23 protein-coding genes are annotated in these 24,179 nt (G+C 57.8%); 5 read left to right on the forward strand and 18 right to left on the reverse strand.

The genetic code is table 11. The features are described 5' to 3' along the window. Positions 1-7 precede the first annotated feature (7 nt). Positions 8-1,618, reverse strand: coding sequence for a PAS domain-containing sensor histidine kinase (locus tag QZ268_RS15885; RefSeq protein ID WP_295454574.1), 1,611 nt, complete (start codon positions 1,616-1,618; stop codon positions 8-10). Between the two features lie 281 nt (positions 1,619-1,899). On the opposite strand from QZ268_RS15885, the gene QZ268_RS15890 reads away from it, so the two are divergent. From QZ268_RS15890 to QZ268_RS15910, 5 genes are all read left to right on the forward strand, one after another. Continuing rightward, entirely contained in the window at positions 1,900-3,507 is a 1,608-nt protein-coding gene (locus QZ268_RS15890) for a peptide chain release factor 3 (protein ID WP_295454575.1), read from the forward strand. Between the two features lie 141 nt (positions 3,508-3,648). Further along, positions 3,649-4,389 (forward strand): hypothetical protein, encoded by a 741-nt coding sequence (locus QZ268_RS15895; RefSeq protein ID WP_295454577.1) that lies wholly within the window; start codon positions 3,649-3,651, stop codon positions 4,387-4,389. Between the two features lie 2 nt (positions 4,390-4,391). Further along, a complete protein-coding gene (locus QZ268_RS15900; RefSeq protein ID WP_295454624.1) occupies positions 4,392-5,360 on the forward strand; it encodes a glycosyltransferase family 2 protein in 969 nt (322 codons plus the stop codon). Between the two features lie 277 nt (positions 5,361-5,637). Continuing rightward, a complete protein-coding gene (locus QZ268_RS15905; protein ID WP_295454579.1) occupies positions 5,638-7,272 on the forward strand; it encodes a DEAD/DEAH box helicase in 1,635 nt (544 codons plus the stop codon). A gap of 184 nt (positions 7,273-7,456) precedes the next feature. Next, the gene (locus tag QZ268_RS15910) at positions 7,457-7,630 is read left to right on the forward strand and encodes an RSP_7527 family protein (protein ID WP_295454580.1); all 174 of its coding nucleotides are present in this window, start codon (positions 7,457-7,459) and stop codon (positions 7,628-7,630) included. 113 nt (positions 7,631-7,743) lie between these two features. Here the strand turns inward: QZ268_RS15910 and QZ268_RS15915 are convergent, their stop codons facing one another. The 17 genes from QZ268_RS15915 to nuoF all read right to left on the reverse strand — a co-directional run bounded on the left by QZ268_RS15915 (position 7,744) and on the right by nuoF (position 24,174). After that, positions 7,744-9,414, reverse strand: a complete 1,671-nt coding sequence (locus QZ268_RS15915) for a ribonuclease J (RefSeq protein ID WP_295454582.1) — start codon at positions 9,412-9,414, stop codon at positions 7,744-7,746. Beyond that, entirely contained in the window at positions 9,411-10,193 is a 783-nt protein-coding gene (locus QZ268_RS15920) for a type III pantothenate kinase (RefSeq protein ID WP_295454584.1), read from the reverse strand. The genes QZ268_RS15915 and QZ268_RS15920 overlap by 4 nt, the downstream gene beginning before the upstream one ends. Positions 10,194-10,208: 15 nt before the next feature. Further along, a complete protein-coding gene (locus tag QZ268_RS15925; protein WP_295454585.1) occupies positions 10,209-10,958 on the reverse strand; it encodes a biotin--[acetyl-CoA-carboxylase] ligase in 750 nt (249 codons plus the stop codon). Between the two features lie 71 nt (positions 10,959-11,029). Continuing rightward, entirely contained in the window at positions 11,030-12,469 is a 1,440-nt protein-coding gene (gene nuoN / locus QZ268_RS15930; RefSeq protein WP_295454587.1) for an NADH-quinone oxidoreductase subunit NuoN, read from the reverse strand. 14 nt (positions 12,470-12,483) lie between these two features. Continuing rightward, positions 12,484-14,031, reverse strand: coding sequence for an NADH-quinone oxidoreductase subunit M (locus QZ268_RS15935; RefSeq protein WP_295454589.1), 1,548 nt, complete (start codon positions 14,029-14,031; stop codon positions 12,484-12,486). Further along, positions 14,031-16,145, reverse strand: a complete 2,115-nt coding sequence (nuoL, locus tag QZ268_RS15940; RefSeq protein ID WP_295454590.1) for an NADH-quinone oxidoreductase subunit L — start codon at positions 16,143-16,145, stop codon at positions 14,031-14,033. Before nuoL ends, QZ268_RS15935 begins: the two co-directional genes overlap by 1 nt. Positions 16,146-16,151: 6 nt before the next feature. Beyond that, a complete protein-coding gene (nuoK, locus tag QZ268_RS15945) occupies positions 16,152-16,457 on the reverse strand; it encodes an NADH-quinone oxidoreductase subunit NuoK (RefSeq protein ID WP_009808916.1) in 306 nt (101 codons plus the stop codon). After that, positions 16,454-16,999 carry a hypothetical protein gene (locus QZ268_RS15950; protein WP_295454594.1) on the reverse strand — a complete coding sequence of 182 codons (546 nt, stop codon included), beginning with the start codon at positions 16,997-16,999 and terminating at the stop codon, positions 16,454-16,456. Before QZ268_RS15950 ends, nuoK begins: the two co-directional genes overlap by 4 nt. Beyond that, positions 16,996-17,598: an NADH-quinone oxidoreductase subunit J gene (locus QZ268_RS15955; RefSeq protein ID WP_232400523.1), complete on the reverse strand. Its 603-nt coding sequence runs from the start codon at positions 17,596-17,598 to the stop codon at positions 16,996-16,998. The genes QZ268_RS15950 and QZ268_RS15955 overlap by 4 nt, the downstream gene beginning before the upstream one ends. Further along, complete coding sequence (locus QZ268_RS15960) at positions 17,595-18,026, reverse strand: carboxymuconolactone decarboxylase family protein (RefSeq protein WP_295454596.1); 432 nt, start codon at positions 18,024-18,026, stop codon at positions 17,595-17,597. Before QZ268_RS15960 ends, QZ268_RS15955 begins: the two co-directional genes overlap by 4 nt. Next, on the reverse strand, positions 18,023-18,520 hold the full coding sequence (gene nuoI / locus QZ268_RS15965) for an NADH-quinone oxidoreductase subunit NuoI (protein WP_295454598.1): 498 nt from the start codon (positions 18,518-18,520) through the stop codon (positions 18,023-18,025). The genes QZ268_RS15960 and nuoI overlap by 4 nt, the downstream gene beginning before the upstream one ends. A gap of 2 nt (positions 18,521-18,522) precedes the next feature. Further along, entirely contained in the window at positions 18,523-19,560 is a 1,038-nt protein-coding gene (gene nuoH, locus QZ268_RS15970) for an NADH-quinone oxidoreductase subunit NuoH (protein WP_009808922.1), read from the reverse strand. 6 nt (positions 19,561-19,566) lie between these two features. Further along, the gene (locus QZ268_RS15975; protein ID WP_295454626.1) at positions 19,567-19,926 is read right to left on the reverse strand and encodes a hypothetical protein; all 360 of its coding nucleotides are present in this window, start codon (positions 19,924-19,926) and stop codon (positions 19,567-19,569) included. Positions 19,927-19,949: 23 nt separating this feature from the next. Then, the gene (nuoG, locus tag QZ268_RS15980; protein WP_295454599.1) at positions 19,950-21,980 is read right to left on the reverse strand and encodes an NADH-quinone oxidoreductase subunit NuoG; all 2,031 of its coding nucleotides are present in this window, start codon (positions 21,978-21,980) and stop codon (positions 19,950-19,952) included. 3 nt (positions 21,981-21,983) lie between these two features. Beyond that, entirely contained in the window at positions 21,984-22,343 is a 360-nt protein-coding gene (locus QZ268_RS15985; RefSeq protein ID WP_295454628.1) for a DUF5333 domain-containing protein, read from the reverse strand. Between the two features lie 167 nt (positions 22,344-22,510). Further along, entirely contained in the window at positions 22,511-22,855 is a 345-nt protein-coding gene (locus QZ268_RS15990; protein ID WP_295454601.1) for a hypothetical protein, read from the reverse strand. Between the two features lie 20 nt (positions 22,856-22,875). Further along, entirely contained in the window at positions 22,876-24,174 is a 1,299-nt protein-coding gene (gene nuoF / locus QZ268_RS15995; protein WP_295454603.1) for an NADH-quinone oxidoreductase subunit NuoF, read from the reverse strand. Between the last annotated feature and the right edge of the window lie 5 nt (positions 24,175-24,179).

Genomic DNA, 24,179 nt, shown 5'->3' on the forward strand with positions numbered 1-24,179 from the left:
TGGGTCTTCAGTCAAGAGCGCTAAGGTACGCCAGCAACTCAGATTTCCGAAATGGTTTGGTCAGAAAGCCATCCATTCCCGCCTCGTAACAGGCTTTTACATCGCTTTTCTGTGCGTTTGCCGTCAGCGCAACAATCTTACAGTTCGCGCGACCGGTGTCTGTCTCGTGTTGCCGGATCCGGCGGGCCGCTTCAAGACCGCCCATAACAGGCATGGAAAGATCCATTAGGATCAGGTCGAACTCCTCCGCGACATAGGTCTCGTAGGCCACTGTGCCGTTCTCCGCAAAACGAGCCTTCGCACCAAATTTCTGCAGCATTTTTTCCACGACCAACTGATTGGTCTTGTTGTCTTCCGCCACAAGGATCTTCATGCGACGCAACCGCTCTAAGGTTTCCGTCTCCGAAACAGCAACGGCACTGGCGGGGCCACCGCCAAGCTGATTTTGCGGCGCTCCCTGCTTCCCGGCCTCCGCTGCCTTGGCTCCATCGGCTTCAGGCGCGAGGTCCAGCCACACGGTAAAACACGATCCCTGCCCCGGAGCGGATTTGACAGCAATCTCTCCCCCCATGCGCTCCAACAGGGCCTGCGAAATGGCAAGGCCCAGCCCCGTCCCCTCGGCCTGTGCTTTGAGCGTTCCCTTGGCTTGTTCGAAGGCCGAGAAAATGGAGGCAAGCTTGCTTTCTTCAATGCCGCATCCGGTGTCAGAAACCGCAAACCGCAAAGGCCCCATTGACGCACTCAGATCATAGTCAACCGTGAGCGAGATATGCCCTTGGTCGGTGAATTTGATCGCGTTGCCAATCAGATTCAACAATATTTGGCGGATCTTACTGGCGTCGCCGATGAATGTGGAAGGCAGTGTGTCAGGGTAATCTACAAGAAAGCCAAGCCCCTTGTAGGAAGTCTTGCCGGACAAGAGCACCCTGATTTCTTCAATAAGATCACGCAGTGAAAAGGGCTGAGCGTTGAGGGAGACCTTTTTTGCCTTGATCTTAGCAAAATCGAGAACTTCATTGATCATGTCCAGCAACGCTGTGGTGGAACTGAAAATCGTATCGGCAAAGAGGCTTTGCTCGTCGTCCAGCTTGGTTTCCTTCAGCAGCTCACAGAGACCCAGAATTCCATTCATCGGCGTTCTGATCTCATGGCTCATTTCTGCCAGGAATCTCTCCTTGGCCTGGCCCGCTTCCTCCGCTTTTTCCTTGGCAATCTTGGTCAGCTCCAAAGCAGCGTCTCGTTCGCGCTCCGATGTTACATCCGCAGATGACCCGACAAGATGGGTCAGTTTACCAGCGGCATCAAACACCGGGGTCATTGTTGTGCGAATGTAAAATGTCTTGTGAACAGACGGCAAATTGATCTCGTAGGTGGCTTCCTGTCCAGATCGCACCACCTCCAAATGATGCGCCAGCGCACGTTCTCCGGTGGAGCCACCAAATATTTCCACAGCTGTCTTGCCAAGCCAGCTATCCCGGGAAAGCTTTGCAATCGCCCGAGAACGCTTATTCATCGCCACATATCGGGGTATGCCGTCGTCACCGACTTCCAACACAATCACGGCCATGCCAACAGCATCCAACAATGAATAGATGTCGCAGGCTTGAAGTCGTTTCACTCGCTATTTCCTCTGAACACAGGAACACTGACCTACACTCTAGACAGCAAATTTTCCTTTAATAGTAATCATTTTACACATCAACTCTAACCAAAACTGAAAAGGGGTCTCGACACAGGCTCCTGTCTGCCAGATGGCGCCGTACCGCGCTGACCGCCAGAATGGGCAAAACGAATGCCAGGACCACTTTAGCAAAGGTACAGGGCGCATACGAGAGGGGCCGGCAATGTCTGCGGCTGTTTTCCTTGCCTCCCCCCCGGTTTCTGGCTAGAGGCAATGCCATGTTGGATACCGCTGCAAACCGCCCAGACCTGCCGCCCGAAATCGCGCGGCGCCGCACCTTTGCGATCATCTCGCACCCGGATGCGGGCAAAACCACGCTGACTGAAAAGTTCCTGCTTTATGGTGGTGCTATCCAGATGGCCGGACAGGTGCGGGCCAAAGGCGAAGCCCGGCGGACCCGCTCGGATTTCATGCAGATGGAAAAGGACCGCGGGATTTCAGTTTCCGCCTCGGCGATGTCTTTTGATTTTGATGGCTACCGCTTCAATCTGGTGGACACTCCCGGTCACTCTGACTTTTCCGAAGACACCTACCGTACGCTGACGGCGGTGGATGCGGCCGTGATGGTGATTGATGGCGCCAAGGGCGTTGAAAGCCAGACACAAAAACTGTTTGAAGTTTGCCGTCTGCGTGACCTGCCGATCCTGACCTTCTGTAACAAGATGGACCGTGAAAGCCGCGACACCTTTGAGATCATTGACGAGATTCAGGAAAACCTGGCAATTGACGTAACCCCGGCAGCCTGGCCCATCGGAGTGGGACGTGATTTCATCGGCTGTTATGACATGCTGCGCGATCGGCTGGAACTGATGGATCGCGCCGATCGTAACAAGGTGGCCGAAAGCATCGCCATCGAGGGCCTGGATGACCCCAAGCTGGCGGAACATGTGCCCGCACATCTGCTGGAAAAGCTGCTGGAAGAGGTCGAGATGGCCCGCGAGCTGCTGCCCAAACTGGACCCGCAGGCGGTGCTCGAAGGTCACATGACGCCGATCTGGTTTGGCTCGGCGATCAACTCCTTTGGCGTCAAAGAACTGATGGACGGAATCGGCGCCTATGGGCCCGAACCCCAGGTGCAAACCGCGCAGCCGCGCAAAATTGCCCCCGAAGAGAAAAAAGTCACCGGCTTTGTCTTTAAGGTGCAGGCCAATATGGATCCCAAGCACCGCGATAGGGTGGCCTTTGTGCGTATGGCCTCAGGCCATTTCAAACGCGGCATGAAGCTGACCCATGTGCGCACCAAAAAGCCGATGGCGATCTCTAACCCGGTGCTGTTTCTCGCCTCGGACCGTGAACTGGCCGAAGAGGCCTGGGCCGGCGACATCATCGGCATTCCCAACCACGGCCAGCTGCGCATTGGCGACACCTTGACCGAAGGCGAAGCATTGCGGGTCTCGGGTATTCCCTCCTTTGCGCCGGAGCTTCTGCAAGGCGTGCGCGCGGGCGACCCGATGAAGGCCAAGCACCTGGAAAAGGCGCTGATGCAATTTGCCGAAGAAGGCGCCGCCAAGGTCTTTAAGCCCTCGATTGGTTCGGGCTTTATTGTCGGCGTGGTTGGCGCGTTGCAGTTTGAAGTGCTCGCCAGCCGGATTGAGATGGAATATGGCCTGCCCGTGCGGTTTGACAACTCCCAGTTCACCTCGGCTCGCTGGGTCAGCGGTAACAAGCAAGCACTTGATAAGTTTACCGAAACCAACAAACAGCACATCGCTTATGACCATGACGGCGATATCGTCTATTTGACCCGCTTGCAGTGGGATATCGACCGGGCCGAACGCGACTACCCCGATCTGAAACTCACAGCCACCAAGGAAATGATGGTCTGATCCCATCACTCACCCGGAGGGGGTGTTGACCGCCCCCTCGCCTCTTCCCTTGGGGTTCACTTCGCCTATTGCCTTGCGATACCGGAATTTTCTCAGCTATGTTGCCGCCAAGAAACCTTGGTTTGTGCGGTGACTTGAAGTATGGAATTTGACAGCGAGTTGTATCCCGGAGGGTTCTTTAGCCTGATGAAACGGCTTGAGAAAAGGGAGCACCCGTTTCTGCAACCTGAACAATCCCTTCCAAAGGCTGATGTGGAATTTGCCGCCCTTTGGCGCCAGACCATCCCGGAAGACATCGCAGACCCGGACGTGACCACCCAGTATGACCCAGAGCACAAACTGCAGCAATTGCGGTATGAAATGCGCGGTCAATCCGAGATCTTTGCCCTGCATGCCTTTTTGATTGCAATCCTGCGGCGCCGTCCGACTTCAGAACTCGCCCGCCAGCTTTTTCTACGCCTCTGGAGCGAAGATGGGGCTAAACTGGCGAAGGAACTGGCCCCCCGCTGGCTGATCTCTGCCGCCACAACCTTTGCCGACCATGGGGCTACTACTGACCAACGTCTAGGAGGACAGGGGCTGGCGCTACTCTTTGACCTCATCAAGCTCCACGATAGTGAACGCCGCCTGTCAGGTCGTCTCAATAGCTCGGGGTTTCCTCGTATCAAAGGTCGTTCGAAGGACGATCTTGCCTTTGACCTCGAGGGCTATTCCCTGCGCCGCGGTGATATGGACAAGAATATTTTGGCCCGCCTGTGGCGGCATGGAGAGAACGACCAGGTCATCGCCCCGCTCTGCCAGCGGATGCTTGGCGATCTCGTACGGGAGCCCCGCACGGTCTTTGCCCGCATTCAACGCTACAAAAATCGTCGCGCCTCCTGATGATGACGCCAACCGAAAAATGGGGCCTTGTCAGCACCATCAAGGCCCCCGCCGAAGATATCCTGACCTTTGCTGCCTACCACCTTGAGATCGGGGCGCACCGACTGTTCATCTACCTGGACAGCCCTTGCCCCGAGGCCCGTGCGCTGCTGAAAGCCCATCCAAAGATCCGGGTGTTTGATTGCGATGATGCCTCCTGGTGGCAACGGCGCAAAAAAACCGGCAGGCCGGAAAAACATCAGGCGCGGCAAAGCCTGAATGCCACGCGCGCCTATCGGCGTCAGGCCGGGGATCTGGACTGGCTGGCCCATATTGACGTCGACGAGTTCCTCTGGGCGGACAGGCCTATCGGTGAGATCCTGAACGCCCTGCCAGCCACCACGCTCTGCGCCCGTGCCCGCCCCATCGAGGCGCTGGCGGGTGACGGCACCGCCTTCAAAGGCCACATTCCCAGCGGCCCGGAGCAAGGCGGCACGGTTGGCCGCATCTACCCGAGGTATGGCGAGCATCTGAAGGGCGGATTTCTCAGCCATGTTCAGGGCAAAATCTTTGTACGCACCGGGATGGCCAATATTTCTCTGCGCATTCACAATGTTTTTCAAAAAGACCCGGCGGCGGGCAAGGATATTGAAAATCCCGGCGCACAGGAGCTGCCTGAGGTTGACCTGTGCCACCTCCATGCACCGGATTGGCAACATTGGCTCGCCCACTACCGGTTCCGCCTCTCGCAAGGCTCCTACCGCGCCGGGCTGTCCCCGGCGCGCCCCCTTGATCGCGGCGGCCTGTCCAAACATGACTTGATGACCATGATCGAAGCCGAAGAGGGTGAAGCCGGTTTGCGCGCATTCTATGACGAGATTTGCAACGATAGCCCCGCGCTACGGGCGCGGCTGGAGGCAGAGGGGCTGCTGCGGATCCGGGATCTGAACCTGGCGGCCTGTCGCCGCAAGCACTTCCCCGCGTTTCCCTAACCCGCTGCAACGCTATCAGGGTAATAGCCCCCTCGCCCCCTATCTGTCAGATGCCCCATCAGGTGCCCCAGCAGGCGCGCCTGCCCGCTGGCACACGGCATGGTCAGCGCTTTCATGCCAAGTGTCCAAGCTCTTAAACACAGGCAATAATTGACCGCTCGACTAGATTTTGCTATGTCCCCCTCAAAGTTGGATGTTGTCACACCGCATGTCTTTGCGGACCCAGCTTTGTCAAAACACGCGCGGGCCAAATCAGTGTCCGCATAAACGGACGCATATGACAAAATTTACCGATCTGAATCTGAACCCAAAGGTCCTCAAAGCTATCGAAGAGGCCGGGTACGAATCCCCCACCCCCATCCAGGCAGGTGCTATTCCGCCCGCGCTTGAAGGTCGTGATGTGCTGGGCATTGCCCAAACCGGCACCGGCAAAACCGCCTCTTTTACCCTGCCAATGATCACCATGCTGGCCCGTGGTCGTGCCCGTGCCCGCATGCCGCGCAGCCTGGTTTTGTGCCCCACGCGGGAACTGGCCGCGCAGGTGGCTGAGAATTTCGACACATATACCAAGCACTTGAAGCTCACCAAGGCGCTGCTTATCGGCGGCGTCAGCTTTAAAGAGCAGGACCAGCTGATCGACAAAGGCGTCGATGTTCTGATTGCCACCCCTGGCCGTCTGCTGGATCATTTTGAGCGCGGCAAGCTGTTGCTGACCGGCGTGCAGATCATGGTTGTTGATGAAGCGGACCGGATGCTCGACATGGGCTTTATTCCGGATATCGAGCGGATCTTCTCGCTCACGCCCTTTACCCGGCAGACCCTGTTCTTCTCGGCCACCATGGCGCCAGAGATCGAGCGGATCACCAATACCTTCCTGTCAGCGCCAGAGCGAATCGAAGTGGCCCGTCAGGCCAGCGCCTCTGAAACCATCGAGCAGCAGGTCGTTTTGTTCAAAGCCTCGCGCAAAGACCGTGAAGCCAGCGAAAAACGCACCGCTCTGCGGGCGCTGATCGACGGCGAAGGCGACAAGCTGACCAACGCGATTGTTTTCTGCAACCGGAAAACCGATGTAGATATCGTCGCCAAGTCGCTGAAGAAATACGGCTATGACGCCGCTCCGATCCATGGCGATCTGGACCAGAGCCAGCGCACCAAGACCCTTGATGGGTTCCGCGACGGGCAGCTGCGTATTCTTGTTGCTTCCGATGTGGCTGCGCGAGGGCTTGATGTGCCAAGCGTCAGCCATGTGTACAACTTTGACGTCCCCGGACATCCCGAAGACTATGTCCACCGGATTGGCCGGACCGGGCGCGCGGGCCGCGAAGGCAAGGCGATCACCATCTGCTCTAGCCGGGACGAAAAGGCGCTTGCCGCTGTTGAATCCCTGTTGCAGAAGGAAATTACCCGGTTGGAGAACCCGGTGAAAAAGGCAGAGCCTGCCAAACGCAGCTCCGCCAAGAAAGCCGCTGAAACACCTGCCAAATCAGAGACAAACGCCCGGGGTAAATCCTCTCGCGGCAAAGCCTCTGCTGACACAGCCGCGCCAGAAGCGGTCGCAACCGAGACGACACAAGCGGATGCAGCAGCCGTGGCCGATCAGCCCGACGCAGGTAAGTCTGAGACAGCGCAGTCCGATAAGCGCAAATCCGACTCGCGCCAGGCAGAGGGTAACAAGTCCGAAGGGCGCTCTCGCTCGTCCAATCGCGCATCGAGCAAAAAGACCGAAGAGGCCCCTGCCCAGTCGAGCTCTTCCCAGTCAACCTCTTCCCAGTCGAGCGCTTCGAACTCCAAATCCAACCGCGGACGTGGTGGCAAACAGGGCGGGCGTCGTGATGACCGCACAGTTGTCGGCATGGGCGATCACATGCCCAGCTTTATCGCTCTCTCCTTTGACGAGCGCCGCGCTGGCTAGTCCATCACCTGCCACAGAGACATGACTAGAACGGTCGCTCCGCCTGGAGCGGCCGTTTTTCTTTGCCGCTTGGTCTAGGTCTGCACAGCTGGCATGGCGGAAATGCTTCTTTGATTAATGTAATCGGGGGCAAACCCCACTACATGGGCGATATCCGTACGCAAAACATAGACTGAGAAATACAATGACCGACGCCCAGCCAGTGATCCTCACCGCCGCAGAAATTCAAGCCATCGAAGCCCGCGCCCATGAAATGCGCGCTCAGGCCTTGGCGGAGTGCATTTGTGCCCTGGGCCGGGGCATCAGCCGTGCAGCTCACAAGCTTTCTGCACTGCTACACCGCCCCCGTGCAGCCTGAGAGAGCCGCAAGAGATATCAAATTACCCCAGTGACTTTTTCTGTCACCACTCACGAAAAAACGCCCCGGCAGATCCTGCCGAGGCGTTTTTTTTGTCATAATACTCTGTGCGCTTAGCGCATCCGGCTGATCACCACGGTGACCTCTGGTTTTTTGCCGATCTCGTTCTGGCAAGACTGACGGGCTATCCGGCGCAGCTCGCCTTCCAGCTTGTCATCGTCTTTCAGGGTCTTGGCCCCGGCCCGCATCAGGAATTGGTTCAGATCCTCTTCCAGCACCTCTGTCAGCGCCGCATTGGAGCTACCATTGTCCGTCAGGCCCTTGATGTCACACCAGGGCTCGCCCAGGGGCTCGTCCTCTTCGTCAAGGATCAGCGTGACAACCAGATGCCCGTTCAAAGCCATGCGGATACGATCGCGAATGACACCGTCCATGGCGCCAATTTTGATCGAGCCATCCAGATAGGTACGACCAGTGTCGATATATTCCAGCACCGAGGGACGGTTGCCCGACAGGTTCAGCATCATGCCGTTGACGGCAACGATACTGGGAATGCCCTTGGCCTCGCCCAGGCGGGCGTGCTGACGCAGGTGGCGGTGTTCGCCGTGCATGGGCACCAGCATCGCCGGTTGCAGCAGGTCATGCAGCGCTTCCAGGTCAGGACCATTGGCATGGCCGGACACGTGGTAAAGGCCCGAACTGTCGTCCACAACATCCACACCACGTTCCGAGAACTGGTTGATGATGCGGATCACACCGCGCTCGTTGCCGGGGATAGTTTTAGAAGAGAACAGGAAGAGATCGCCCTCTTTCAGCTCCAGCCCGCGATATTTGCCCCGCGCCATCTGCGCCGAGGCGGCCCGGCGTTCGCCCTGGCTGCCAGTGGTGATCAGCATCAGGTTATTGCGCGGCATATCCTTGGCTTCTTCCGGAGAATAGACCGTTGGGAAATTCTTCAGAACGCCGGTTTCCTTGGCGGCTTCGACCATGCGCAGCATCGCCCGCCCCAACAGCACAACCGAACGCCCTGCCCGAGTACCGGCATCTGCCAGGGTCTTTACCCGCGCCACGTTGGAGGCAAAGGTAGTGGCGGCCACCATGCCCTTGGCCTCGCCAATCAGGCGGGTGATTTCATCTGGCAGATCAGATTCCGAGCGACCCGGTGTTTTAGAGAACACATTGGTCGAATCGCAAATCAGCGCCTTGATGCCAGGTTTGGCGATCTCAGCCCACATCTCAGGATCAAAGGCTTCGCCCACCAGTGGGGTGCGGTCCAGTTTGAAGTCGCCTGTATGCACTACGCGGCCATCGGGGCTATCGATCACCAAACCTGCACTTTCGGGGATCGAATGCGCCATCGGGGCAAAGCCCACGGTGAAGGGACCCAGTTTGGTCACTTCGGGCCAGGCACCGACGGTTTTCACCACCAGCGGGTCATGGCCACGCTCTTCCATCTTGCGCCGGGCCAGATTGGCGGTGAAGGCGCGGGCATAGACCGGCACGTTCAGCTGGCTATAGAGATGCGATACCGCCCCGATATGGTCTTCGTGACCATGGGTGATAAAAATCGCTTCCAGCTGGTCGACGCGCTCGCGCAGCCAGCTGATGTCAGGCATGATCAGGTCAACACCGGGGGTGCTGTCCATATCCGGGAAAGCAACGCCCAGATCCACCAGGATCAGTCGCTCTTTGCCGGGTTTGCCATAGCCGTAAACATAGGCATTCATGCCAATTTCGCCCGCCCCGCCAAGGGGAAGGTAGATCAGTCGTTCATCAGTGCTCATTCAGGAGTACCGTTATCCTTATTGTATTTATGAATGATCTGGAGCCCATGCATGGTGAGATCATCCTCATATGCGTCGAACAGATCAGCAGCTTGCTGGAAAAGAGGCGCCAGCCCGCCTGTTGAAATAATCTTCATTGGAACGTCACGTTCGGCCTTAATCTGGGCGCAGATTTCGCGCACCAAGCCGACGTAGCCCCAAAACACACCCGATTGCATACAGGCCACCGTATTGGTGCCAATGACATGCTCGGGCTTGGAAATGTCCACATGTGGCAGCGCCGCCGCAGCCTGGTGCAGCGCCTCAAGGCTGAGGTTCACCCCAGGCGCAATAACCCCCCCGACATAGGCCCCATCTTCAGCCACCACATCAAAGGTTGTCGCCGTGCCAAAATCAACCATCACCAGATTGCCACCGTAGTGGTCAAAACCGGCCACCGTATTGACCAATCTGTCCGGACCCACCGCCGTGCCCTCGTCCACTCGCACATCCACCGGCAACAGGCAATCGGATTTTCCCACAACCAGCGGGCGGGTGTTGTAATAGCGATCCGCCAGCACACGCAGATTGAACACTACGCGCGGCACGGTGGAAGAGATAATCACATCGGTAATATCTGTTTTGATGCCCTGAGCCTGAATCAGCGTGTTGAGCCAGACAAAATACTGATCCGCCGTGCGGCGCCAGTCTGTCGCTGTGCGCCAGGTTCCAATGAACCGTTCGCCATCCCAGATCGAGAAGACGGTATTGGTATTGCCACAATCAACAGCCAGAAGCATGGGAGGCCCTTACGGTCAGAAAAAGATTTCAGCGGCAGGGATACAGACCCGGCCTTTGGCGCTGTTTAAGACAAGGTTACCCTCCGCGTCTACCGTCTCGAAGGTTCCGGTTGTCTCAGACTTGTTAGTACGTGCGGTAATAACCTCACCCAACTTGGCAGCGCGGGCCAGCCAGGCCGTGCGGATGGGGTCAAACCCATAGGTGGTGAACTGGTGTTCATAGCGGGCATAGGCCAGCGCCAAGGCGTTGAGAAAATCCTCTGGCGTGACCTGCACCCCGGTTTCAGACAGCAGCGACACCGGCCAGACCGCACCAGGATCCAGCCATTCCCTCATCGGGGTTTCCACCAGATTGACACCAATGCCAATGGCCAGATGGCTGAGCCCCTGGCCTGCCCCGGCGCTCTCCAGCAGGATCCCTGACAGTTTGCCACCGTTGAGCAACACATCATTGGGCCATTTCAACGCCAGCCCCTCGGTGCGCCCCGTCAGCGCCTCGCAGGCATCATAAACCGCCAGCGCGGCCACAAAGCTGCGCAGGGCCACCACCTGGGGAGGCTCGGTTGGGCGCATCACCAGGGTGGCGGCAAAATTGCCTTGTGGTTCTTTCCAGGCGCGACCACGACGCCCGCGCCCCTTGGTCTGACGTTTGGCCAGTATCCATTCAGGTCCTGAGAGATCCGCAGCGATCCGCGCCGCCTCATCCAGGGTGCTGTCCACCTCGTCAAGGATGCGCTTACCGTAGCCTTCGGGCCAATCCATCATCGTGCCATTCCTTCAAAAGCCAAAAGGCCCGGTCCAACGAACCAGGCCTTTTGTCAGAGATGTAAAGCTGGTCAGTTGACCAAAGCCGCGGCCGCCGCGGCCGCGACGCCATCGACACCAAACATATTGATGATCCCCAGAACCATCACCGCAGCAGAGCCCATGAGGAAAGTCCAGAGCACTGGCGAGCTGCTGCGATCCAGGTCTTCGGCCTCGTCACCGAAATACATGAAATAGACGATACGCAGGTAATAGAAGGCACCAATAACCGAGGCTACAACACCGGCAATTGCCAGCCAGGCCAGATCGGCCTCATAGGCGGCACGCAGCACATACAGCTTGCCAAAGAAGCCCAGCATCGGCGGCACACCCGCCAACGAGAACATCAGGATCAGCACCGCCAGCGCCTTGCCAGGCTCGCGGCGGGAGTACTGGTTCAGCGCACCGATATCGGTGATCGGTTTGCCGTCTTTTTGCAGCATCAGGATAAAGGCAAAGGTGCCGATATTCATCGAGACATAGATTGCCATATAGACCAGCATGGCCTCAACACCCAGCACGGTGCCCGCAGCCAGCCCCATCAGGGCATAGCCCATATGGGCAATCGAGGAATAGGCCATCAGACGCTTGATATCGCGCTGACCAATCGCAGCCACGGCGCCGACAAACATCGACAGCACGGACAGCACCGCGACAACCTGGCTCCAGTCGGCAACCGCATGGCCAAAGGCGTCATGCATCACCCGGGCAAACAGGCCCATGGCGGCAACCTTGGGGGCTGAGGCAAAGAAGGCCGTGACCGGCGTAGGCGCGCCCTCATAGACGTCAGGCGTCCACATATGGAACGGCACTGCGGAAACTTTGAAGCCAAGGCCCGAGATCAGCAAAACCAGACCAAAGAGCAGACCAACAGAAACTTCGCCATGCTGGGCAACTTCGATGATGCCAGAGAATTTGGTGGTGCCGGCAAAGCCATAGACCAACGATGCCCCATAGAGCAGCAGGCCAGAGGACAGCGCGCCAAGAACAAAATACTTCAGGCCGGCCTCGGTGGATTTGACACTGTCGCGGCGCATCGAGGCGACCACATAGAGCGCCAGAGATTGCAGCTCCAGCCCCATGTACAGCGACATCAGATCACCGGCGGAAACCATCATCATCATGCCGACGGCGCTCAGGGCAACCAGAATGGGGTATTCAAAGCGCAGCATGCCACGACGGGACATATACTCCTGCCCCATGACCAGAACCGCCGCAGCCGCCAGCAGGATCACAACCTTGGCAAAACGGGCAAAACCGTCATCGACAAACATGCCGCCAAAGGCTGTGTTCGCCTCGCTGCCGCTGGTGCCAATCCAGATGGCCAGGGCCACCATCAGACCAGATGTGGACCAGATCAGCGTCGAGGCCAGCTTGTCCTTACCGGTGTAGACCGCGCCCAAAAGCGCCGCCATTGCGTAAAGTGCCAGGATAATCTCTGGCAGAATTACGGAGAGATCAGCTTGGATCATCTGCCCATGCTCCCTTAGTGCGACGCAGTCTGGGCAACGGCGGAGATGTCCGCAGCAGCCAGAGACTGGTTGAAGTTAGCGATCAACGCCTCAGTCGAGGGACTGATGATATCGGTGACCAGCGAAGGATAGACGCCCAGCAGGATGGTCATCACCACCAGCGGCGCAAAGATAAACCGCTCGCGCGCATCCATGTCCTGGATTGTCTTCAGGCTGCCCTTGATCAGGTCACCAAAGACCACCCGACGATAAAGCCACAGCGCATAAGCCGCCGAGAAGATCACCCCCGAGGCCGCAACAGCTGCCACCCAGGTGTTTTTCTGGAAGGTGCCCATCAGGGTGAGGAATTCACCGACAAAACCCGATGTACCCGGCAGGCCGACGTTGCCCATGGTAAAGAACATAAAGACCAGCGCATAGGCGGGCATACGCACCACCAGGCCACCATAGGCACCGATCTCACGGGTGTGCATGCGGTCATAGATAACGCCCACGCACAGGAACAAGGCTGCCGAGATAAAGCCGTGGCTCAGCATCTGGAAGATCGCACCATCGACGCCCTGCTGGTTGGCCGCAAAGATCCCCATGGTGACAAAGCCCATATGTGCGACAGATGAATAGGCGATCAGCTTTTTCATGTCTTCCTGCACCATCGCCACCAGCGAGGTATAGACCACCGCAATGGCTGACATCCACAGGATCACATCGGTCATCACATCCGCCCCCACCGGGAACATCGGCAAAGAGAACCGCAGGAAGCCATAGCCGCCCATCTTGAGCAGGATCGCCGCCAGCACCACAGACCCGGCGGTCGGCGCCTGCACGTGGGCATCGGGCAGCCAGGTGTGCACCGGCCACATGGGCATTTTCACCGCAAAGGAGGCAAAGAAGGCCAGGAACATCAGGGTCTGCATGCCGCCAACCACATGAATGCCCAGCACGTCAAAGCTTGCAGCGGAGAAACTGTGGGTCAGCAGGGTCTCGATATCCGTGGTGCCCGCATCCGCATACATCGCCACCATAGCCACCAGCATCAGCACCGAGCCAAGGAAGGTATAGAGGAAGAACTTGAAGGAAGCGTAGATCCGATCCTTGCCGCCCCAGATGCCAATGATCAGGAACATCGGAATGAGGCCTGCCTCAAAGAACATGTAAAACAGCACCAGATCCAGCGCCATAAAGACACCCAGCATCAGGGTCTCCAGCAGCAGGAAGGCGATCATGTATTCCTTGACGCGGGTCGTGACTTTCCAGCTGGCCAGAATGGTCAGCGGCATCACAAAGGTGGTGAGCATCACAAACAGCACCGAGATGCCATCGACGCCCATTTTGTACTGCAGGCCAAAGACCCAGTCACGTTCTTCCACAAATTGAAAGCCAGTATTGGTCGGGTCAAACTGGGTATAGATGCCAAGGCTCACCAGAAAGGTCAGCGAGGTGGCCATAAGGGCCAGCCATTTGGCATTGCGTTGCGCCGCTTCATCCTCGCCACGCATGAGCAGCGCCATGACGGCAGCCGCTACAGCAGGGATGAAAGTGACAATTGATAGAAGGTTGTCCATCAGTGGGCTCCTCCGCCGATCGACATCCAGGTGATCAGGGCTGCGATGCCCAGCACCATCCAGAAGGCATAGGTAAAGATGAAACCGGACTGCGCGCGACCGGCAAGTTTGGTGAAGAAGGGAACAATCCCCATGGCGACGCCATTAAGGAAGCCATCAATGACATTGCCGTCGCCCCGCTTCCAGAAGAAGCGCCCCAAGGCCAGGGCCGGTTTGACAAAGATCGCGTCATACAGCTCGTCAAAGTACCACTTGTTCTTGAGGAACAGGTAGAGCGGCTGGAAGTTATTGGCCAAACGACCCGGCAGGCTGGGGTTCACGATGTAGAACAGGATCGCCAGCAATAGCCCCAGAGACATCGCAATAAAGGGCGAAACCTTGACCCATTTTGGCGCCGCATGGGCCTGTTCCAACACATGGTTGTCTGGCGCGAAATACAGCGCCCCCTCGCCTGGCTGGCCCGCAAAGGCAACGTGATGTTCGCCCGCTGCAGCCTCGCCGTGGCCGGTATCAGCAGCTGCGTGACTGTCAGCCTCACCGTGGCCTTCAGCGGCAGCGCCATGGTCATCTGCAGCAGCCTCGGCCACAGGAATACCATAGAATTTGCCAACCTGATCCGCATGACCAAAGAAGGAGTTGTACCAGATCATCCCCGAGAATACCGCCCCCAGCGACAGAACGCCCAGAGGGATCAGCATGGTCATCGGGCTTTCATGGGCGTGGTCATGGGTGTGCTTGTCACCACGTGCTTTGCCAAAGAAGGTCAGGAACATTAGGCGCCAGCTGTAGAACGAGGTCATAAAGGCGGCAATCACCAGCATCCAGAAGCCATAGTTGGACCCACCGGCAAAGGCGCTTTCAATGATTGCATCCTTGGACAGGAAGCCGGCAAAACCAATATGGGTGAGCGGGATACCAACACCGGTAATGGCCAAGGTGCCGATCATCATCGCCCAATAGGTATAGGGGATTTTTTTGCGCAGGCCGCCGTAGTTCATCATGTCCTGCTCGTGGTGCATGGCATGGATGACCGACCCGGCGCCCAGGAACAACATCGCCTTAAAGAAGGCATGCGTAAACAGGTGGAACATCGACGCCGAATACATGCCAACGCCAGCAGCCACAAACATGTAGCCCAGCTGCGAACAGGTGGAATAGGCAATGACGCGTTTGATGTCGGTCTGAACCAGACCAACCGTGGCGGCAAAGAAGGCCGTGGTGGCGCCCAGCACAGTGATGAACATGGTGGCCTGCGGCGCAAACTCCATCAGCGGCGACATGCGACAAACCAGGAAGACACCTGCCGTCACCATGGTCGCAGCGTGGATCAGCGCCGACACAGGGGTTGGGCCTTCCATTGCGTCCGGAAGCCAGGTGTGCAGGATCAGCTGCGCCGATTTACCCATAGCACCGATGAACAGCAGCATCGCCAGCAGGTTGGCCGCATCCCATTCCGCCCAAAGGAAGGAGATCGAATGACCGGAAACCTTAGTTGGGATATCCGCAAAGATCTCTGTAAAGCTGATGCTGTCGGTCATCAGGAACAAACCAAAGATCCCCAGCGCAAAGCCAAAGTCGCCAACCCGGTTGACGATAAAGGCTTTCATCGCCGCAGCATTTGCGCTTGGCTTGCGGTAGTAAAACCCGATCAACAGGTAGGAGGCAACGCCCACACCTTCCCAGCCAAAGAACATCTGCAGCAGGTTATCCGAGGTCACCAGCATCAGCATGGCAAAGGTAAAGAAGGACAGATAGGCAAAGAAGCGCGGCTTGTAGCTCTCGCCGTCTTTCCACTGTGGATCGTGATCCATGTAGCCAAAGCTGTAGAGATGCACGAGGCTGGAGACCGTGGTCACCACGATCAGCATCAAGGCTGTGAGGCGGTCAAGACGGATACCCCAGGAGGTATCCAGGCTGCCGCTCTGGACCCAGGTCAGGATCTCGATCGAGCGGGTGACGCCGTCAAAGCTGATAAAGACAATCCACGACAGCAGGGCCGACAGGAACAACAGGCCCGTCGCCGTCACCATGGCGGCTTTTTCGCCGATGTATTTGTGACCAAAGCCACAAATCAGCGCGCCCACCAGAGGGGCAAAGAGGAGGATGGTTTCCATGATGCTTTAGCCCTTCATCATATTGATGTCTTCCACGGCGATGGTGCCGCGGTTACGGAAGAAGCAGACCAGGATCGCCAGACCAATGGCAGCCTCGGCGGCGGCTACGGTCAGCACGAACAGGGTAAAGACCTGCCCCACCAGATCCCCAAGGAAGCTGGAGAAGGCCACAAGGTTGATATTCACGGCCAAGAGCATCAATTCGATGCTCATCAGCAGGATGATCACGTTCTTGCGGTTCAAAAAGAGCCCGAAGATGCCAATGACGAACAAGGTCGCCGCAACGGTAAGATAATGTTCAATGCCGATCATGACTTGGCTCCTGGCGTGTCGGGGTAGAAAAGGCTGCAACCGCAAAAGGGATCAAACGCACGCGCCACCGGTTTGGAAGTCAACCAGTTTTTGAAGCTGCGGGAATGATCAATGCCATTCTTGATGGCCGTCTGTTCCAGATTTTCAACAGTGCTGTTTGCGGAAAATACAATGGGACCCTCTGGAGGCTGTAGAGATTTAACAGATGTTTTCTCTCCATAGCAGCAGGAATCGCTTTCAAGCCCTTCCAAAATGACAAGCTCTTTGGTCGTGCAGTTTGCGACAATAGCGCTTTCTTCATACGCGCAGCCGTGGTCTCCAAACCGAACGAGTTGGGCGATATTCCCTTGACCTAGGTTGAGTGCCTCTTCGCCTCGACCAAAGCCCATGCGCCCCTTCCCCGCATTGGTAAAGCTACAATCCGGATTCGTCTGAACACCGCTTAACCGCATGACCAATGAATTAGGCACAGGATCACATGCAGCAGCCGAAACAGGCGCAAAAACAAGCAAACCCATCATTAAAGACAAGGTGGTTTTCATAGCCCCTGCCCCGGTTTGATGTCTTTCAGTTCCATTGCCTTGGCCGGGTCGCGTGACATTTGCAGCATCACGTCCTGGCGTTTGACATCTTTACGATGGCGCAGGGTCAGGGTGATGGCGCCGATCATGGCAACCAGCAGGATCAGACCCGACAGCTGGAACAGAAGGAAATATTGGTCATAGATGATAAGGCCCAGGGCCTCGGTGTTGTGCCGGTCGGTCGGGATCGGCTGCGCCAGTTGTTCGGCGGCACCATGGGCGCTTTCCCAGGAGCCATAGGCCATCACGAACTGCATCAGGATGACCAGACCGATCAGCAAGGCGAGCGGCATGTACTGCGCCATCTCGGCCTTCAATGCAGCAAAGTCCACATCCAGCATCATCACCACAAAGAGGAACAGCACCGCGACTGCGCCCACGTAGACGATGACCAGCAGCATGGCGACGAATTCCGCCCCCAGCAGCACAAACAACCCGGCCGAAGAGATAAAGGCCAGGATCAGCCACAGCACCGAATGCACCGGCTGGCGGCTGATCACAGTGAACAGCCCGCCGGTGATGGCGCTGATGGCGAAGAGGTAGAAGGCAAAAACGCTCATGTCTCATCGTCCTTTTTGTCGGCCATAACGTCCTGCGCCAATTCCAGCGCCCGGTTCATGGCCGGTATGCCGGCAAAAACCGACATCTGTCCGATCGTTTCAACGATCTCTTGTTTCTTTGCACCCGCCTCTACAGCGTGGCGTACGGTTTGGCGCACAGCGGAATCCGCCTGCGCGCCCTGACAGGTCAACCCGGCCAATGTGAGCAAAAGCCGGGTCTTGGCATCCAGGCCATCCTTGTTGATGGTCTTGCCAAACATCATCTCCATGACCTCTTTGGGCATGGTCGGCCACAGGGCCTCGAACCCTTTCATGGACATGGGGTCCAGACCCGCCGCCAGATCCGGGTTCATGGCCTTGACCATCTCCTGGTACTGGGCCTGCGCCTGGGCCATCATGGCCTCGAATGGGTTCTTTGCATCAGTCATCGGTACGGCGCGTCGATTTCTAGGTTGCGGGCAATCTCGGCTTCCCAACGTTCGCCATTCGCCAACAGCTTGTCCTTGTCATAGAACAGCTCCTCGCGGGTCTCGGTGGCGAATTCAAAGTTGGGGCCTTCGACAATGGCATCCACCGGGCAGGCTTCCTGGCAGAACCCACAGTAGATGCATTTGGTCATGTCGATGTCATAACGCGTGGTGCGCCGCGAGCCATCTTCGCGGGGTTCCGCATCAATGGTGATCGCCTGTGCCGGGCAGACCGCTTCACACAGCTTGCAGGCAATGCACCGCTCCTCCCCATTGGGATAACGCCGCAGGGCGTGTTCCCCACGAAAACGCGGGCTGAGCGGCCCCTTTTCATGGGGGTAGTTGATGGTCGCCTTGGGGGCAAAGAAGTACTTCATCCCCAGTTTGAAGCCGACCCAGAAATCCTGCAGCAGGAAATATTTGGCGGCGCGGGTGTAATCGACTTGGTTTGTCATGATTAGGCTCCCACGGTCCAGCGGGCAAAGATGCCCCAGAACCAGTCAAATTTGGCAGCAAAGGCAACAAAGACCACCCAGAACAGCGAGAAGGGCAGAAACACCTTCCAACCAAGGCGCATCAGCTGGTCATAGCGGTAGCGCGGGGTGATGGCTTTTACCATTGCAAAGAGGAAGAAGAAGAAGGCCATCTTGCCAACCATCCACAGCACCCCATCGGGCAGGCCGGGAATGGGCGACAGCCAACCACCAAAGAACAGCAGCGAGGTCAGGGCGCACATCAGGAAGATGGAGATATACTCCCCCGCCATAAACAGCAGGAAGGGCGTGGCCGAATACTCCACCTGATAGCCTGCCACCAGTTCTGATTCAGCTTCGGGCAGATCGAACGGTGGGCGGTTGGTTTCCGCCAGGCAGGAGATGAAGAACAAAAACACCATGGGGAAATGCGGCAGCCAGTACCAGTTGAAAAGGCCTGCGTTGCCATCCTGTGCCCGCACGATATCGCCAAAGTTCATCGAGCCGGTGGAAATGATCACCCCAACGATGATCAGACCAATGGAGACCTCATAAGAAATCATCTGCGCTGCGGAACGCAGGGCGCCGAGGAAGGGGTATTTCGAGTTCGAAGCCCAGCCGCCCATGATGACGCCGTAGACTTCGAGGCTGGAAACCGCAAAGACGTAGAGGATCGCCACGTTGATGTTGGACAGGACCCAGCCATCGTTGAAGGGGATCACCGCCCAGGCCACCATGGCCAGTACAAAGGAGGTCAGCGGCGCCATGATAAAGACGGTGCGATCGGCGCCCGCCGGGATTACCACCTCTTTGACCACATATTTCAGCGCGTCCGCCACCGATTGCAGGATGCCAAAGACACCCACAACATTGGGGCCACGGCGCATCTGCACAGCCGCCCAGATCTTCCGGTCCCCGTAGACGAGGAACAGAAGGGAGATCATCACAAAGGCAACAACTGCAAGCACTTGCGCCAATATCAGTACAGCAATGCCGCCTGGGGTGTTAAAGAATTCAGCCATAGGTCCTCACACCGTAGGTATTCCGTTTGCCTCGCAATTTGCCACCACGACTTCTGCGTCGATGGTGCGCAATCCGCGCGGTAGGGAGGGTGAAATCGTGTAGACCGCATCGGCCGTCTGATTGCCACCCTCTTGTTTCATTGTTGTGCGCACGTGGCGCGCAAACCCGTATCCCCGGATCAGCGCATATTGTGCCGCTGCACATTCGGCGTAGTCATCCACATCCGAACCCGAGCGGGCACCAGACATGGTCACATGAAATTGCACCAGATCGCCCTCCAGCAAACTGGTCAGAACCCCGTTGTAATCAGGGTCGAACCCGTCAGCTGATCCGCCGGGAACCGGGGCACAGCCCGCCAGCGTCAAAGACGATATGAGTGCCACGCGGATCACTCTGCCGCAATCTTCTCGGCCCGGCGAGCCTTGGCGTTTGCCGACAGCTCAGCCATCACCTGCGATGACCGGGCAATCGGGTTGGTCAGGTAGAAATCCTTGACCGCAGGCAAGAAGGCCGCCTTGCCCATAGGCTCCAGCTCCAGTGCCGCGCCTTCGTTTTCGATAACCTGGTCAACCTTTGCCAGATGCGGCACCTCGGCCACCAGGGCCTGGCGCAGCTGCGCCAGTGAATCATATGCCAGCTTGGCGTCCAGTTCGGCGCTGAGCGCCCGCAGGATGGCCCAGTTTTCCTTTGCTTCGCCAGGCGCAAAGCCCGCGCGCAGGGCCAGCTGTGGACGCCCCTCGGTGTTTACAAACAGACCACTTTCTTCGGTATAGGCCGCCCCTGGCAGGATCACATCAGCGCGGTGTGCACCCCGGTCCCCGTGGCTGCCCTGATAGATCACAAAGGCACCACCGTTTTCAAAGCTGTCGATTTCGACTTCGTCAGCGCCAAGGTTGTAGATCACATCGGCGCCATCAATGGCCGCAGCCATGCCGCCTTCGGTCACCGCGCCAATGTCCATGGCACCAACCCGCGATGCGGCAGTGTGGAGCACCATCAGCTTGGAACCGGTATCAGCTGCGAATTTCTGCGCATGGGCCAGAACCGCCAGACCGTCGGCTTCGCGCAACGCGCCCTGCCCGACAATGACCAGGGTTTCTTTGCCTAAAGCACTGGAATGATCGGCGCTGTGCAAGGCGTCCAGAGCGGCGCGATCGCCGCCAAGGTGGGTGTAGTCATAGGTCAGATCCACAGCTTCACCAACCAGTCCAACAGTTGCCCCGTTGATCCAGGCCTGACGGATACGCGCATTCAGCACCGGCGCTTCATTACGTGGATCTGTCCCGATCAGCATGATCGCCTTGGCACTGTCGATATCTTCGATGGTCGCGGTGCCGACATAGCCCGCCCGGTTGCCAATTGGCAGGCGCGCATTGTCAGTGCGGCATTCAACCTGACCGCCCTGCCCCTCGACCAGTTGTTTCAGGGCAAAGGCAGCCTCGACCGGGGCCAGATCCCCAATCAGGCCAGCGACTTTCTTGCCCTTCATCGCGGTGGCAGCGGCGGTCAGGGCCTCTGGCCAGGTGGCGGGTTTGAGTTTGCCGTCTACCCGCACATAGGGGCGATCCAGACGCTGACGACGCAGGCCATCCCAGACAAAACGCGTCTTGTCGGAAATCCACTCTTCGTTCACGGCGTCATTGTTGCGCGGCAGGATCCGCATCACTTCGCGGCCCTTGGTATCGACCCGGATGTTGGAGCCAAGCGCATCCATCACGTCGATGGTTTCGGTCTTGGTCAGCTCCCATGGGCGGGCACTAAAGGCATAGGGTTTTGAGGTCAGCGCCCCAACCGGACACAAATCAATGATATTGCCCTGCAGATTGCTGTCCAATGTCTCGTTCAGGTAGCTGGTGATCTCAGCATCTTCACCGCGACCCGTCTGCCCCATCTGGCTAATCCCGGCCACCTCGGAGGTGAAGCGCACACAACGGGTGCAGCTGATGCAACGGGTCATCGCGGTCGAAACAAGTGGCCCAAGGTTCAGGTCATCCACCGCCCGTTTGGGCTCACGGAAGCGTGAAAAATCAACACCATAAGCCATGGCCTGATCCTGCAGATCACATTCGCCGCCCTGATCACAGATCGGGCAATCCAGCGGATGGTTGATCAGCATGAATTCCATCACGCCTTCGCGGGCTTTCTTGACCATAGGTGAATTGGTCTTGACCTGTGGCGCCTGACCTTCGGGACCGGGGCGCAGATCGCGCACCTGCATCGCGCAAGAGGCCGCAGGCTTGGGCGGGCCGCCGACGACCTCTACCAGACACATGCGGCAGTTGCCGGCAATCGACAGGCGCTCGTGGTAGCAAAAACGCGGGATTTCCACCCCGGCCTCTTCGCAGGCCTGGATCAGGGTCATTGCCCCGTCCACCTCTACCTCGGTTCCGTCGATGTTGATCTTGCGGAGGTCAGACATGGTCTATTTCGCCCTCAGTAACGCGCCGATCGCGCTGTTTTTCTGTATTTCCGCACGACCAAACGCGCAGAATGTTTCTGGATCTTCATAGGACACGCCGCTCTTGCTGAGCAGCTGTTCGCCCTTTGCCCGCATCCGGGCCTTTTCTGCGTCGGATTCGATGTAGGCCCGGATTTCGCTATCCGCATAGCCCAGCGAATTGGCATGGGAACGCAGCCGACGCAGCTCTCCGATGCCCTTAAACAGCCGGGCCCCCAGACTGTCGCAATGATCTGCGACCTCCTTGGCCATGGCCACGGCAAACAGCGGGTCTTCGATTTCGGGAATCTCCCGCAATGATGGCTTTGCCGCCGCCGTAGTCATGGGAAACAGAACCGCCGCTGCAAAAAACAGCGGGGCAAGCAGGGTTGGTTTGTCTTGGCCACGTGTCATGGAGCTCTCCTGTGTGTTGGAGAGGCCAAAACACCAAGACCCGGTCACGTTATGCAATAACGCTCCGGCCATTTGGCCAGGATATGCCAACAATCCGCTCACGGGTTGCATGTCCCCCGCAGCAAAGCATTGTCACCGTCGCGCGGTAATGGAACCTCTGGATTGTCCAGATCAATCTCCCAGTCAATCCTGGAGGTGCCATAGTTTTCGATGCAATAAGTGGTGCCTGCATAGCGCATGGCCTCACGTGCGCCCAAAGGCGAGGCCGCAACATCGTAGACTTCGGCTTCAAAAAGCGCCCGCGAGACCTTTTTGTCCACAACAGAGGCCTTGGTGCGGAAGGCGACGCCATCAAATACCGGGCGGGAGTCCTTATCGCTGCAGCCAGCCAAAAGCCCAACTGACACAACAGCAGCCGCCAGTAATTTGAGATCCACACTCATCATCCGTCCCCTACCCATATTCATTCAGCGGCGATGGCGCTTTTACGGCCGGTTTTTTGCGCCTTGATGCGATCTTCGATTTCCTCGCGGAAATTGCGGATCAGGCCCTGGATGGGCCAGGCGGCCGCATCGCCCAGGGCGCAGATGGTATGGCCTTCGACCTGTTTGGTCACATCCCACAGCATGTCGATCTCTTCCAGGTCGGCTTCGCCTTTGACCAGACGGTCCATCACCCGCATCATCCAGCCAGTGCCTTCGCGGCAGGGCGTACACTGGCCGCAGCTTTCGTGTTTGTAGAACTTGGCCAGACGCCAGATCGCCTTGATGATATCGGTCTGTTTGTCCATCACGATGACCGCAGCGGTTCCCAGCCCCGAGCCCAGCTCGCCGCGCAGGTAATCAAAATCCATGATCGCATCGCGCATGTTCTCACCGCGCACACAAGGCACGGAAGAACCACCGGGGATCACCGCCAGCAGATTGTCCCAACCGCCGCGAATGCCACCGCAGTGTTTCTCGATCAGCTCTTCAAAAGAAATCGACATGGCTTCTTCAACCACACAGGGGTTGTTGACGTGGCCGGAAATCGCAAACAGTTTGGTGCCCGCATTGTTGGGGCGGCCAAAGCCCGCAAACCAATCCGCGCCACGGCGCAGGATGGTGGGCACAACGGCGATGCTTTCTACATTGTTCACCGTGGTGGGGCAGCCATACAGACCCGCGCCGGCCGGGAAAGGCGGCTTCATCCGGGGCATGCCCTTTTTGCCTTCGAGGCTTTCGATCAGAGCGGTTTCTTCGCCGCAGATATAGGCGCCGGCGCCGTGGTGCAGGAAGACGTCAAAATCCCAGCCGGATCCGGCTGCGTTTTTGCCCAAAAGCCCCTTGTCGTAGCATTCGTCAATCGCCGCCTGCAGCGCCTCGCGCTCGCGGATATATTCGCCGCGCAGGTAGATGTAGCAGGTATGGGCCTGCATGGCGAAGCTGGCGATCAGCGCACCCTCGATCAGCGTATGCGGATCGTGGCGCATGATTTCGCGGTCCTTGCAGGTGCCGGGTTCGGATTCATCGGCGTTGATCACCAGGTACGAAGGGCGACCGTCACTCTCTTTCGGCATGAAGGACCATTTGAGGCCGGTGGGGAAACCCGCACCACCACGGCCGCGCAGGCCTGAATCCTTCATGGTCTGGATAATCCAGTCACGGCCCTTGTCGATGATCCCCGATGTGCCATCCCAATGGCCCCGCGCCTGGGCACCTTTTAGGGTGCGCTCATGCATACCGTAGAGGTTGGTAAAGATCCGGTCCTGGTCCTTCAGCATGTCTG

Source organism: uncultured Pseudophaeobacter sp. (assembly GCA_905479575.1).
Classification (GTDB): Bacteria; Pseudomonadota; Alphaproteobacteria; order Rhodobacterales; family Rhodobacteraceae; genus Pseudophaeobacter.